12 protein-coding genes are annotated in these 12,589 nt (G+C 54.4%); 2 read left to right on the top strand and 10 right to left on the bottom strand.

The annotated features are described in order from the left end of the window. Nucleotides 1-34: 34 nt before the first annotated feature. The 6 genes from K1718_RS20510 to K1718_RS20535 form a co-directional block, all read right to left on the bottom strand. On the bottom strand, nt 35-583 hold the full coding sequence (locus tag K1718_RS20510) for a GNAT family N-acetyltransferase (protein ID WP_265681016.1): 549 nt from the start codon (nt 581-583) through the stop codon (nt 35-37). Beyond that, the gene (locus K1718_RS20515) at nt 580-1,137 is read right to left on the bottom strand and encodes a helix-turn-helix domain-containing protein (RefSeq protein ID WP_265681015.1); all 558 of its coding nucleotides are present in this window, start codon (nt 1,135-1,137) and stop codon (nt 580-582) included. The genes K1718_RS20510 and K1718_RS20515 overlap by 4 nt, the downstream gene beginning before the upstream one ends. Before the next feature lie 70 nt (nt 1,138-1,207). Further along, nucleotides 1,208-2,470 carry a beta-ketoacyl-ACP synthase II gene (gene fabF / locus K1718_RS20520; protein WP_265681014.1) on the bottom strand — a complete coding sequence of 421 codons (1,263 nt, stop codon included), beginning with the start codon at nt 2,468-2,470 and terminating at the stop codon, nt 1,208-1,210. Between the two features lie 296 nt (nt 2,471-2,766). Beyond that, the gene (locus K1718_RS20525; protein WP_265681013.1) at nt 2,767-4,839 is read right to left on the bottom strand and encodes a methyl-accepting chemotaxis protein; all 2,073 of its coding nucleotides are present in this window, start codon (nt 4,837-4,839) and stop codon (nt 2,767-2,769) included. A gap of 260 nt (nt 4,840-5,099) precedes the next feature. After that, nucleotides 5,100-5,834: a helix-turn-helix transcriptional regulator gene (locus tag K1718_RS20530; protein WP_152502724.1), complete on the bottom strand. Its 735-nt coding sequence runs from the start codon at nt 5,832-5,834 to the stop codon at nt 5,100-5,102. 363 nt (nt 5,835-6,197) lie between these two features. Further along, nucleotides 6,198-6,641 (bottom strand): MarR family winged helix-turn-helix transcriptional regulator, encoded by a 444-nt coding sequence (locus K1718_RS20535; RefSeq protein WP_265681012.1) that lies wholly within the window; start codon nt 6,639-6,641, stop codon nt 6,198-6,200. Nucleotides 6,642-6,766: 125 nt separating this feature from the next. Here K1718_RS20535 and K1718_RS20540 point away from each other — a divergent pair, with 125 nt between their 5' ends. Both K1718_RS20540 and K1718_RS20545 read left to right on the top strand, forming a co-directional pair. Continuing rightward, on the top strand, nt 6,767-7,330 hold the full coding sequence (locus K1718_RS20540) for an HdeD family acid-resistance protein (protein WP_209006661.1): 564 nt from the start codon (nt 6,767-6,769) through the stop codon (nt 7,328-7,330). A 266-nt stretch (nt 7,331-7,596) separates the two neighbouring features. Next, nucleotides 7,597-8,712 carry a TauD/TfdA family dioxygenase gene (locus tag K1718_RS20545; protein ID WP_265681011.1) on the top strand — a complete coding sequence of 372 codons (1,116 nt, stop codon included), beginning with the start codon at nt 7,597-7,599 and terminating at the stop codon, nt 8,710-8,712. 75 nt (nt 8,713-8,787) lie between these two features. Here K1718_RS20545 and K1718_RS20550 read toward each other — a convergent pair whose 3' ends face one another. From K1718_RS20550 to K1718_RS20565, 4 genes are read right to left on the bottom strand one after another with little or no spacing between them, the layout of a single operon-like run. After that, the gene (locus tag K1718_RS20550) at nt 8,788-9,486 is read right to left on the bottom strand and encodes a pseudouridine synthase (RefSeq protein ID WP_265681010.1); all 699 of its coding nucleotides are present in this window, start codon (nt 9,484-9,486) and stop codon (nt 8,788-8,790) included. Between the two features lies 1 nt (nt 9,487). After that, entirely contained in the window at nt 9,488-10,531 is a 1,044-nt protein-coding gene (locus tag K1718_RS20555; protein ID WP_265681009.1) for a class I SAM-dependent methyltransferase, read from the bottom strand. 59 nt (nt 10,532-10,590) lie between these two features. Then, the gene (locus tag K1718_RS20560) at nt 10,591-11,169 is read right to left on the bottom strand and encodes a GDYXXLXY domain-containing protein (RefSeq protein ID WP_265681008.1); all 579 of its coding nucleotides are present in this window, start codon (nt 11,167-11,169) and stop codon (nt 10,591-10,593) included. Further along, nucleotides 11,166-12,527, bottom strand: coding sequence for a DUF2157 domain-containing protein (locus K1718_RS20565; protein WP_265681007.1), 1,362 nt, complete (start codon nt 12,525-12,527; stop codon nt 11,166-11,168). The genes K1718_RS20560 and K1718_RS20565 overlap by 4 nt, the downstream gene beginning before the upstream one ends. Nucleotides 12,528-12,589 lie beyond the last annotated feature (62 nt).

Here is a 12,589-nt window from a genome sequence, read left to right on the forward strand (position 1 = left end):
AATTGTCTGGTGCCCGGGCTCAGGCCTCCCCCAGTTACGATGGCCTCAGATCCTTGTAAAACACGGTCGTTGCGTCCAGGGCACCGTGGCTGCCATAGGCATAGTCCGGTATGACGCCGACCATGTTGTAACCGCATGTCGGATAGAGCTGCTCCGCCCGATCTCCGGTGACGGTGTCCAGAACGAGCAGCCAGCGGTCAATTGACGACGCCAAGCCATCGACGGCTGCCATCAACCGGCGCGCCAGACCCTTGCGCCTGTGATCTGGATGCACCATCAGCTTAGCGACGTCTGCGCGGTGCAAGCCATTGTCCTGCAGTGCAGGAACGAGCATGACCACTCCGGTCACCTCCCCCTGTTCGCGGGTGACCATTAAAAACGCCTCGCCTTTCTCAATCGCTGCCACCTGTCTTTTCCAGAAGGCTTCCGCCCTTTTGGATGACAATGGAAGAATGAAACCAATCCCTGCGCCATCTTCGACGCAGGCTCTGAGAAGGCCGGCAAGTTGCGGCAACGCGGCCTCTGCTTCACTACCCGTCAGAAGGAAAACCGGTGCTTCCGGGACAAAGTCTGTCGATGTCATGGCGTGACCACCGTCAAAAGATAACGCGCCGGTTCTGCGCCTGTTGCGTGGTAGGAGTTGGGAGCGTTCAATCGGAACCGCAAACAGTCTCCAGGTGTGAGTTCATGACGCTCATCGCCAATCGTCATCGTCATGGTTCCTTGAAGCAGAACAAGGTGATGCTCAAGATCGGGAAGTGGAGGTACTGAGTAGGAGATTATCTTGCCGGGAGGCAATTCGCCTTCAACGACACTTCCACGGAATCCGCTGCATGCCGGCGACACAGAGCGTCTCAGGAACCCGGTTTCCGGATCCTGCCAAACAGGCTGTTCTGCGCGCGCTATCTTTGCGTCCAATACAGGGGCTCCGAAGCCGAACATTTCTGCCATTGTAATCTCGAAGGCCCGGGCAAGCTGCCCGAGCGAGGCTGCTGTTGGACTGGTGTCGCCCCGCTCTATTCGCGACAGCGTTGCGCGGCTAATGCCGGACTTTTCAGCAAGCAGGTCCAGGTTCCAGTTGCGAGATTTACGCAACTCGGCAATACGGCGTCCCAGCTGTTCGTCTGTGTCGGTCATCAGCCAATTCCCATAAATGATAATATTCTCAAATATGGGAATTGCTTGAAATTCAAGTCAGCCGATGGCCTCAGACTTTTGAGAACACCGCGCTGGCATTGACGCCACCGAAACCGAAACCGTTTGTCAGGATATGATCCACCTGCCTCGCGATGGCCCGATCCGGGATCATCTCGAATTTCGCCATGCCTTCATCCGCATTTTCCAGGTTCCGCGACGGCGGCAGCAAACCACTGAGAAGCGCTTTGACGCAGGCAATTGCTTCAACGGCGCCCGCTGCCCCCAGAAGATGGCCAAACATCGATTTTGACGAGGAAACGGCCAGATCCTTGCCACGCCCGGCGAACAACGTTGTCAGAGCTGCGACTTCTGCAGCGTCTCCAACCGGTGTCGAGGTCGAGTGAGCATTGACATAACCAATCTCTGCCGGTTTGAGATTTGCCGTCGACAGGGCTTGCCGCATAGCCCGTAAGCCCCCTTCACCGTCGGGAGATGAGGCTGTTACGTGATAGGCGTCGGCACTGGTGCCGTAACCGGTCAATTCCACCAGCATATTCGCGCCGCGCGCCTTGGCGTGCTCATAGTCTTCCAGCACGAGAATGCCGGCTCCTTCCCCCATGATGAAGCCATCCCGGTCCTGATCGAACGGACGGGACGCGTGAGCCGGATCATCGTTTCGCTTCGAAGACATGGCCTTGGCTGCACAGAACCCGGCATATGAGACACGGTCGATGCAGGCTTCCGCGCCACCGGCGACCATAACATCTGCCTCACCTGCGCGGATAAGTCTTGCGGCATCTCCAAGTGCTTGCAGGCTGGCCGCGCAAGCTGTGACCGGTGCGCCTATCGGCCCTTTCAAGCCGTGCCGGATGGAAACCTGTCCGGCTGCAAGATTGGCAAGAAATGAGGGAACCAGAAAGGGAGATGCCCTGCGCGGTCCCTTCTCATCCACCAGTCGCGTGCCGGCAGTCATTGCCGGAAAGCCGCCGACACCCGTGCCGATGATCGTACCTGTTCGCTCTTTCTCTGCATCCGTCTTCGGAGCCCAGCCTGCATGAGCCAGCGCTTCCTGAACGGCGCCCATGGCAAAGTGAATGAAGCGATCAGACCGGCGTTGTTCACGCGGCTGCATGACAGCGTCGACGTCAAAACCAAACGTGTCTTCAGCGCGTGTCGGCACTTCACCGGCAACCTGGCAAGCAAGATCACCAGCTTCGAAGTGGCTGATTTTCCTAATGCCATTGTAGCCAGAGGTCAGTCGTTCCCAAAAGCCTTCGACCCCTGTTCCGACCGGCGAGACAACTCCCAATCCTGTAACGACAACGCGGCGCATATCTGACCTCTACTGATTCATGGATTCGAATGTGTAATTACACATCCAACGTCGGCAACTCAAGCGTCAACTGTCCAGCGCGCTTTAAAAAGTTCAGGGATTTGAGTTTCTGCCAGGCAGCTTAGCGAAAAAACGCGCTGCGCAACTTCTGGTTTTTCAGTATGAGAAACGCCAGACCGGTCATGAAGCAATGAAATGCCGCGCCAACAAAAGAGCTTTCGCGCAACCGGGGTGGGGGGAAGGTTGCGCGAAAGCAGTCCGCTGGAATGCCGGAACCCGGCTCCATTGCGGATTTATCAGCCCATTCGAACCTGGGAAATGAACGAACCGACTGCCTGTTTCAGGATCTCGGATTGACTGGACAGTCTGTTGGCGGAATCTGTCAGGCCGGTCGTTGCAGATCCTGATTCCTTGGCCGCCTGGGTCACACCGGAAATATTCTCGGACACCTGGGCGGTGCCGTTTGCCGCCTCATGGACATTTTGAGAAATCTCTTTGGTGGTTGCTCCCTGCTGTTCGATTGACGCGACGATCGAGGCCGAGGTTTCATCGAGCTGGCTCATGACCTTCGACACTTCGTTCATCGAGACAACGGCTTCTTTGGTGGAAGACTGAATACCTTCGATCTGTTTGTTGATCTCCGCAGTCGCGCTCGCCGTCTGGCTTGCAAGTTGCTTCACCTCGCCTGCAACAACGGCAAACCCTTTGCCGGCGTCCCCTGCCCTTGCAGATTCAATTGTGGCATTCAGCGCCAGCAGATTGGTTCTTTCGGCAATTTCAGAAATGATTTCGACAACTGCGCCGATCTTTTCCGCGGTTTCCGCAAGCTGTGCGATCCGGGAGCTGGTCTGATCGACTGTAGCAAGTGCAAGCTTTGATGCGTCCGAAGCCGAAACAACCTGACGGTTGATTTCACCAATAGAGCTCGCCATTTCCTCTGCTGCAGTCGCAATGGTCTGTACGTTCATGGATGCTTCGTGCGACGCCTGGGACACAGCTGTTGCCTGGGCTTCTGTCTTTGCGGTCGTTTCGGCCATGAACTTTGCCGAATTGTTCAGGTCGGAAGATGCCGAAGCAACCGTATTGATGATTTCGCCGACATTTGCATCGAAATCATCGGCCAGCGATTCAAGAAGTGCCTTGCGTTCCTGCTCAGCGTGTTCCTTCTGCTGCTCCTGTTCCGCTTCAAGCTCTTTGCCGCGTAGCGCATTCGATTTGAACACCTGAACAGACGCGATCATTTCGCCGATTTCATTCTTTGTGCTCTTAGGCAGCTCCACACCAAGATCGCCTTCCGACAGACCTTTCATGGCAGAAGTCAAAGCTCTTAGTGGCGAGAGAATCTGACGGAACAAGACCAGGTAAACCAGAAGCGAGAGGACGACGGCTGTGGCAACGGCAATCCACACAATGCTCCTGGTGACCTGCGCAACCTCTTTGAGGTTTTGCGACAGTTCCTGACCTGCAATCACTGTGTCTGCTCCGGCCTGAAGTGTCAGTGACTGCAAACCTGCGAGCGCAGGGCCGTCATCCACCTTGATGACCTTATCAATCTGCTCCGGCGTGTTGCCCTGTTTGACCAACTGAATAGCCTGATCAAGACCGGCGGCATATTTCTGAACAACAGTTCGGATGTCTTGCAGCGCCTCCCGTTCGGCAGGTTCTATGGAACCTGCCAGAAACGTGTCGATCGCATCGAGTGTTGCGTGCAGCCCGGCTCTGACTTTCACGACGCGCGCCTCATCTTGCCGAAGCACATAATTCTTGAACTGATGGATCATGCCGCCATAACCAAGCGCTGCGCGAATTTGGCCTCGAAGCTCGGTTTTTGTAATGTCTGCATCGTCAGATTTTGCACCGCTTACGGAAGAGGTAAGCGTCGCGATGGCATCCAACGCAGGCGCGTCATTGATTTTGACGGCCTTGTCTATCTCCGCAGCACTTTTTCCTTCGCCGACCAGATCGCGAACATCTTGCAGTTTCGCTGCATAGGAGGTCACGGTGTCGCGTAGGACATTGAGCGCTTCGAGCTCGTCGGGCGTGGGCCCGCTAGCTGCGTAATAGTCGATTGCCGAGAGGACTGCGCCGTTGGCCGATTGAACTTTTCCGATCCGCTTTTCATCGTGACGCAGAACATAGTTCTTGAACTGATGGATCATGCCGCCGTAACCGATGTGCCGCTTGATCTCGCTGAGCGCCTTTGCCTTCGGCTCGTTTTGAGCCTTGAAGGCAGCCCAGGCCTGCTCCGATTGCGTGACATCGTGATCGATCACAAGAGACGTGCCGACAAATACGGCCCCGGTTGCAATCGCAAAGACGATCACAACGACCGCTAGCGTTCGAACTTTCAGATTTGACAGATAATTCATAGCATCACCCGAGTGCACAAAATCATGTTTGTCGCCCACATTTTTTAGGGCTTTGATCAGGGTGAGCGTTGTTTGTCCTGACGCTTACTAGCGCTAAGCGCGTAAAAATACGTACTACCACCCTTCTTTATAAAGGTGATCTGATTTCAAATAAAATTGGTCAACAAGCAGTGAGAGGTTTTGATCCCTTAAAATAGCGGGCATGAAATTAACGAATTGTTTACGAGACACTATTTGCGAATGATTTGAAAACTACGATTTTATTTAATCAAGCCAAGTCGAAGAGCCTGCGCGACTGCATGCACCTTGTTCGACGCATCAAGCTTCCGGCAAGTTGAGGTTATGTAGCCTGAAACCGTATTTTCGGAAATCGACAGAATAACTGAGATTTCAGCATTCGTTTTGCCTTGAGCTGACCAGCTCAGACATTCGAGTTCTCTTTTTGTCAAACTGGGTCCGTTGCCATCTTCCTCTTCAAGGAAGATCGAAAGTTTTTTGAACACAAACACGGAAATGATGTGCAGCACCGCAATTTCGTTCATTTGCAGCGGCGCTCGCTTTCCTGCAAAAGAGACAGCGCCTTTGATGCCTTTGATATCGTATGTCGGAAAATAAACGCCGTTGTGCATATCGAAGCTTCGAAACAGCTCCACGCTATTTTTCAACTCTGTTTCCGAGCGTTCAAGATTCAGCTTCTCAAGCTCCCATTCTAACGGCTTGTGCGATTTTCTGAGTTTCTTGATGATCGGGCTGTTTGAAAGCAACTTCATTTCATCATAGGCGCGCAGCAGTTCGGGTTGCCAGTTGCTCAAGACAATCTTGCGGCGGAGTTGCTCCTCCCCGAATACGGGGATGTAAATCACCGAGAAATGAGAATAGTCGTAACTTTCAGCAACAGACCTCAAGAACTTGAATATCTCATAAGCTGATTTGACATTTGCCAGGCGTTCATAAGACTCGCAAACAAAATCCTCTGTCGCTGTGCCGTCTAACACAATGATTATCCTTAGGGATTAACAATTCACAATTGACCACTGATCAAGATCGAAAATAGTTATACTAAAGCACAACTAAAAGGACCCCTCATTGCGATTTAGTACAATCGCGACGCCACCACTACTTGAGATAAGACTTCACAGGAACATCTACAATTGTATAATTGGTAGTATTACTTATTCCAAATAGTTGAAAATAGAATAGATTTATTTCCCGAATGGCACAGAATTGCTGTTTAGAGCAAAACCGGACCAGACGAAACATACAAGCGGCCGCAGAACGCTCTGCTGGTCAATTGGCCGCATGTTCCGGACGCAGATCCCTTGAAACCCTGGCTGGCCGGAAAGCTCCTGCCAAATCGATCAAAGCTCCGAAAGCTGTTTCAAGGCACCCAGCGCCTTGGTGAAGTTCTCTTTGCCCAGAAGAGTTTCCACATCGCGTTGCGCCTGCCGCCAAAGAGGCAAGGCCTGATCGAACAATTCTGATCCGCGTGGTGTCAGCAAATAGGTTTTGCCCCGCCCTTTATGCGCAGGGTTCGATGTGACAAGGCCTTTGCGTTCAAGCAAAGCAACGTTGCGCACAAGGGTTGTTCTCTCCATGGAAAGCCGGTCTGCAAGTTGCCCCGTCGTCTCTTCACGTGCCTGGCGTATCACGACCAGAACAGAAAACTGCCCAGCAGTCATGCCGACCGTTCGCGCCAATCGATCATAGTGGCGACTGACGGCACGCGCGGCTTTTCGGGCGTTGTCCAGTACACAAAGAGAGAAGTCATCTTCTTCCATGCCTTTTACTGTGCAAATACACATCAACTGTCAAGTTAGCACATCGAGGCAGGTTGCTATCGGCGACGCTGACCGGCAGTTTGCGTTTTCTCCAGAAGCGATTACCGTCAGCTTCGACAACCGGAATGATGCAATCTGAGGAGGTCCATATGACGGACGCATTGCAAGCTGTAGAAGACATGAAACAGAAAATTCAGGAAAACTGGGGGTGGTTTCTGGCGCTTGGCATTGCTCTTGTGATCGGCGGCATGATCCTGATTGCAGCGCCACTGGCAACTTCAATCGCCGTCACCGTTCTGATTGCAGCAGTCCTGTTCATCGGCGGCCTTGTGCAGATCTACAACTCTCTGAAAACCAAAGGAACTTCCAGTTTTCTCTGGAACCTGATTACAGGCATCGTGGCGGTGATCGGCGGGATCCTGATCTACGTCAATCCGATTGTCGGCGCCTTCACATTGACACTACTTCTCGCAGCTGTCTTCGCCGCTCAAGGCATCAGTCAGATCCTGCTGGCTTTCAAGCTGAAGCCGCACGAGGGTTGGGTCTGGGTACTTGTTGCCGGGATCGTGTCGCTGGCAGCTGGATTGATGATTGCAATTGACCTGCCTGGCTCAGCAACATGGGCCCTTGGTCTGATCGCAGGTGTCTCCGTGTTGATCAATGGCTGGAGCTACATTGCCATTGCCCTGGCAGCACGTGCGGCCAAAGGCTAGATAGGCATTGTAACCACCGGTATTCAGAAGATTGTTTCACCCGGCAAAATCTCTATTGCCGGGTGTTTTATTTGATGTCACTTTCTTCCCGTGTTTAATCGCAGGTATTTCCTGCAAAAGGCTCACGTTGATGTTTGCTATTCTCGGGCGCAACCCCGGCAATCCGCATAACAAAGCCTACTGGTGGTGGCCGCCCCCCTCCAGCCGTTGATGCGCGCCAACGGCGCCGCCTAAACACGACCAAAACACATCAACGGATTTCTAGAATGACCAGCATTTCACTGCGCGGCGATGACCGCGTGCTTCATGTTGCCTGGGGTGACGGCACAAGTGCAGACTTTCCATTCGTCTGGCTGCGCGACAACTGCCCAAGCGGTTTTCACCCGCAAACCCAGGAACGCGAATTCGACCTGACGAGTATCCCAATGGACATTTCAGTCTCGAATGCCGATCTGGAGGCAGAAGAGATCGTTTTGACCTGGAACCACGGAGACCATGTCAGCCGTTTTGACTCAGGCTGGTTGCGCAAACATCGACCCGGCTTCGGATTGAAAGATCCGGCACAGATCGAACCCACACTTTGGCGCGGTGACCTGCCGCCTGCCACCCTGCCTCGCGCAGATGCGCAGGACCTTTTGATCAATGATTCAGCCCTTCTGGAGTTTCTGACAGAAACCAAGAAAACGGGCCTGTCTATCGTTACCGGTATGGCTGACGATTCTGAAGCCGGCATGACGGTTGCCCGTCGGATCGGCTTCCTGCGGCAGACCAATTTCGGTACCACCTTTGAGGTCATGTCCAAGCCGAACCCGAACAATCTGGCCTATACCTCGCACGCACTCCCCCTGCACACGGATCTTGCCAACCAGGAACTGCCACCGGGCTTCCAGTTCCTGCACTGCCTGGCCAATGAGGCCGAAGGCGGTGGTTCGACCTTCTGCGACGGTTTTGCAATTGCCTCCGACCTTCGGGAAAACGACCCCGAGACTTTCAGACTATTGGCTGAAACGCCGGTGCCATTCCGGTTCCACGATACGGACTTCGACATACGGCGCCACCAGACGGTTATCGACCTGGATCCGTTCGGCAGATTGCAGGAATTGCATTTCAATGCCCATCTGGCCGGCATCTTCGACCTGCCGGCAGAGGTGATGGAAACCTATTACCGGGCCTATCGGACAATCATGAAAATGACGCGCTCTGACGACTATGTCATCACCACACGCCTCAATGGAGGCGAGATGGTCATCTTTGACAATCGCCGCGTGTTGCATGGCAGGTCGTCATTTGACCCGAATACAGGCTTCCGTCATTTGCGGGGCTGCTACGTTGATCGCGGAGAGTTCGACAGCCGCATTCGGGTTCTCAGCCGTGAAAGCTGACTTCAGATACGCCGCTGATCTGAATTGACAGACAAAGGTGTCCGGTCATCTGCCGGGCACCCCGACTTGGCGGACCTAGTTGAAAATCTGAGCCTTGCGCGCATCGGAAAGCACCTGCCAACTGCCTTCTTCAACACAATCCAAGCCCAAACCACCTATTGCGCTGCGCTTCAGTTCATTGACGTGATTGCCAACGCTTGCAAACATACGGCGCACTTGATGATACCGCCCTTCGTGCAAGGTGAGGCGGGCGTGCGTTTCATCCACGATATCTAGCAGAGCCGGTTTCAGTGGTTTTTCCTCACTCTCCAGCATCATTTCACCGGATGCGAAAATGCCGGCTTCATCGCCTTTCAAGGGGCGGTCCAGAACCACGTCATAAATCTTCGGCACATTCGATTTCGGTGAAATCACCTTGTGCAGGAATGTCCCGTCGTCGGTAAAGAGCAAGGCGCCCGATGTTTCCTTGTCCAGGCGCCCTATCGTCGACAAGACGGGTTTGCGCATCCGGAACCGATCAGGCAGCAGGTCATAAACGAGCCTGCCCTGATCCTTGGTCGAGCAAGTGTAGCCAAGCGGCTTGTTCATGAGCAGAACAACGCCCTGTGCCGGATCCAAAGGTTCATCATCAAACAGGAGGTCTTCGTGGTCGACGCGGCTGTCAACCTTCAGAGCATTGCCTGCCTTGTCTGTCACCCATCCGTTCCGGATCGCGAGCTGCATTTCCTTGCGGCTGCCGTAGCCCAGATTGGCGAGAAGCTTTACAAGACGCATGCTACCGCCCTCCCTTTCCCTTTACGGCCCGAATGACCTTGTATCCCCCCTCGTCAGCCAATTGAGCGACGTTGGCGAATACATCGGAAAGTGTCTGCTCATAGGGCAAGTGCCTGTTGGCGACCATGAAAAAGTCTCCGCCCGGCCTCAGTCCTCCGGCTGCAGAACGAATAAAGCCTTGCCCGACATCGACCCGATCTGCCCGCCCAGCCTGGTGAAACGGTGGATTGGAAACAACAAAGTCATATGGTCCCTCAAGTCCTTTGGTCACGTCCGACCAGATCCCGTTCAACGCGCGTTTTCCTTTGAAGGCAGAAAGGTTTTGCTCCGCCAGATCCAAAGCCCGTTTCTCGGCTTCATAAAGATCCATTGCGGCAACTTTCGGAGCTTTCTCCAAGATCGCACGGCTCAAATAGCCGAAGCCTGCTCCCAGGTCCGCCCCACGCCCCTTCAAAGTTTCCGGCAAATGGCTAACCAACAACGCCGAGGCCGGATCTACACGATCCCAGGCGAAAATACCTGGCCGGCTGACATAGGCACCCTCCAGCACCGTTCTGGGCTTATCTAGTCTGGACCATTTTTCCAGAAGATCCTGGTTCAAATTCTCAACCTGCACGGTTCCCCAGACGGCGCGGCACTTGTTCTTTGTGAGCTTTTCAGTGCGTCCGAGCAAATCGGAAAGATCGCTTTCAAGTGTCTTTGCCCCTTCCGTATTTGCCGAACACGCAATCACCTGCCCACCGGTTACTGCCTTTGAAACTGCCCGCGCCAGTTGCGCACGCGCTTCCTGGCGCTGGCGTCCGGGCAATACAAGCACCAGATCAAATCCGGTCTCGGCAACCTCGGCCAAAACTTCAAAGCCTGATTTTTGCAAGGCGTCGCGATCAGGTGCAAAACTCTGTTCGCAAACAAGCTTGGCCGGTGCGAGGTCTCTCAGGGACTGCCCGGCGCGAGCACGCATGAACAGAGCCTTTGGATCTGATCCAGGCTCCACTTCACCGGATAAGAGAGGTAGCAACAGTGTTTCGAGCACGGGATCGGACATTTAGAACCTGATTGAGCGAAGATATTACCCGGCGCTCATAACGTCTGACGGCCTCCAGGTCAAAAGGCTGCATCGGACTGAAACGCCTTACCGTCAACAAGCAATGTCAGCGGCAGAGACCTGCCATCTTCGGTCACAGCGATTTCAAGCAGAACGCGGCTGGTATCGAGACGCTCAATGATCCTCCCTTCGCCCTCGGGCAGGAAAAAAGCATCTATGCCATAGTCAACCCGGATCTCGTTTTCAGTGAGGGAACGCACGGTCCCGGACATGGCCAGATCGCCGGCGTTGTCGCGCTCCACGCTCACAACAACCGGCTGCGCTGCCTTGCCTGCTCCTGCCTGCAGGCCGACAAAGATCTTGTCTCCCACAGCAATTTTGTCGCCTTCACTCAAATCTTTTGAGAGACTGTTGATTGCGAGATTTATGATGACGTAGTCCCCTCTGAGAAGGTCCCTCGGATCCACCGGTACAAGTTCCAACGGCACCACCTGGCCATTTCGCTGGACGTCAAACCGGTCAGCAAGTGGAATTGCAATCAGGAACAGTTGAATGATGGCCACAAGGCCCCACCGCAAATATGGCAGGCGAAGGAAACTGGGTCGGGTAGATGGCAGTGTTCCGGCAACATCGCTCATGTCGGCAGGACCTCCTCGTTCGCCGGGGATTGTTTCACTTGCCCGCTCCGTCTGAAGACGCGTGCCAGCCAAAGCGCCACCCCAAGCAACAGCACTCCCGCAACCAGGAAGAACAAGGACTGACCCAACAATGAACCTATGGTGACTTCAAGCAGCCAAAGCGCAACGGCTGTCAGGCCGAGATAGGCGCAGAGCATCCAGAACCGGTTGCTGTTCCAGGTTCCAAGTGCACAAAGGCCAACAAGAGCGGCCAGGCTGAATGCTGATAGAAGCAGAACATTTAGAGTGGCCAAGGGCACGAGAATTGCGAAGAGCGCGAACCCAACAGCAGCAAAGAGTGCAAGGGCCTTTGTCGTCTTGAAGGAAAGTACCAAGCCGACCACGCACAGGAGCACCGCCAATGCGAGCGGTACCAAGGCAGGAAGTGCCAGAAGGCCTGCAGAGACAAGGTCGTCGGAGATCTCGGGCACGAGAATGAGCGACAGAACCAGCAGAATGCAAAGGATCATGATACCGGCATCCTGAAGCGACCGCGCCATCAGCCAATGGCCGTGGCTTCGCAGCGGTCGATCGCTCGACCATTTGACAAACAGGTCCGCAACCGGGTCGAGCTGAACCATGAGCGCTGCCACGCCGCCGATGCCAGCCAAAGCCATTGCCAGAACGATATCGTCCCCGCCGCTCAGGATGTCAGCCGTCTCGGCAAACCAGCGACCATAGGTCACCCAAAAGAGTACGATCGCGGCCCACCTGGACAAGCGTGCCGGATAGACTATGGAATGTGCGAAAGTGGCGACGAGCAATGCCAGTCCAACAAGGCCAGGCAGCAGACCAGGTTCACCGAAGTCTTCCCTCATGACCTGCCATGTAATCGCGGCGATGGCAGCAACAGCCACAGACGCCCTGGAGCCTGTGACCCATGCTGCAACGAGCGCACCTAGACAGACGAGAAATGCACCTCCGGCCCAGTCTGACGGCAGATGAAAAATTTGGCCGACCAGAGCCATGCCCCCAACAAAGACAAGCGTTGCAAATCCGGTTGCCAAATCGGCAACGCCCCTTTTTCCACCCTTAGCGGCCAATGCTGCGAGACCGTGGCTCGCCACAATGAGACAGGCAATCCCAACGAGCTTCACTGTTTTGGGGATCACCCCCCAATTTGCGGCGATAAAAGCGAATACGGCCAATGCCACACACATCATGCCGATACCCGCGAGCACCATCGGCAATCGTGAGCGGCCATCGCCCTGTTCCTGGTCCTTGAGGATCAGCGCCGCTCCATCCGGCTTCACCCATCCATTGGACACCCAGACCTCAAGGTCGTCCTTCAATCTCTTTTTGTACGTCCAGTCGAACATTCCGCTCTGCCACTGATTTTCAATACGTCCTACCGTAGCAGTCAATCGGCTGCCAAAGCACC

This window comes from Roseibium porphyridii, from assembly GCF_026191725.2.
GTDB lineage: Bacteria > Pseudomonadota > Alphaproteobacteria > Rhizobiales > Stappiaceae > Roseibium > Roseibium porphyridii.

Bases quoted from the DNA above. Each gene is read 5' to 3' on its own strand.
- K1718_RS20510 (WP_265681016.1), bottom strand. From the start codon at position 583: ATGACATCGACAGACTTTGTCCCGGAAGCACCGGTTTTCCTTCTGACG.
- K1718_RS20515 (WP_265681015.1), bottom strand. From the start codon at position 1,137: ATGACCGACACAGACGAACAGCTGGGACGCCGTATTGCCGAGTTGCGT.
- fabF (WP_265681014.1), bottom strand. From the start codon at position 2,470: ATGCGCCGCGTTGTCGTTACAGGATTGGGAGTTGTCTCGCCGGTCGGA.
- K1718_RS20525 (WP_265681013.1), bottom strand. From the start codon at position 4,839: ATGAATTATCTGTCAAATCTGAAAGTTCGAACGCTAGCGGTCGTTGTG.
- K1718_RS20535 (WP_265681012.1), bottom strand. From the start codon at position 6,641: ATGTGTATTTGCACAGTAAAAGGCATGGAAGAAGATGACTTCTCTCTT.
- K1718_RS20540 (WP_209006661.1), top strand. From the start codon at position 6,767: ATGACGGACGCATTGCAAGCTGTAGAAGACATGAAACAGAAAATTCAG.
- K1718_RS20545 (WP_265681011.1), top strand. From the start codon at position 7,597: ATGACCAGCATTTCACTGCGCGGCGATGACCGCGTGCTTCATGTTGCC.
- K1718_RS20550 (WP_265681010.1), bottom strand. From the start codon at position 9,486: ATGCGTCTTGTAAAGCTTCTCGCCAATCTGGGCTACGGCAGCCGCAAG.
- K1718_RS20555 (WP_265681009.1), bottom strand. From the start codon at position 10,531: ATGTCCGATCCCGTGCTCGAAACACTGTTGCTACCTCTCTTATCCGGT.
- K1718_RS20560 (WP_265681008.1), bottom strand. From the start codon at position 11,169: ATGAGCGATGTTGCCGGAACACTGCCATCTACCCGACCCAGTTTCCTT.
- K1718_RS20565 (WP_265681007.1), bottom strand. From the start codon at position 12,527: ATGTTCGACTGGACGTACAAAAAGAGATTGAAGGACGACCTTGAGGTC.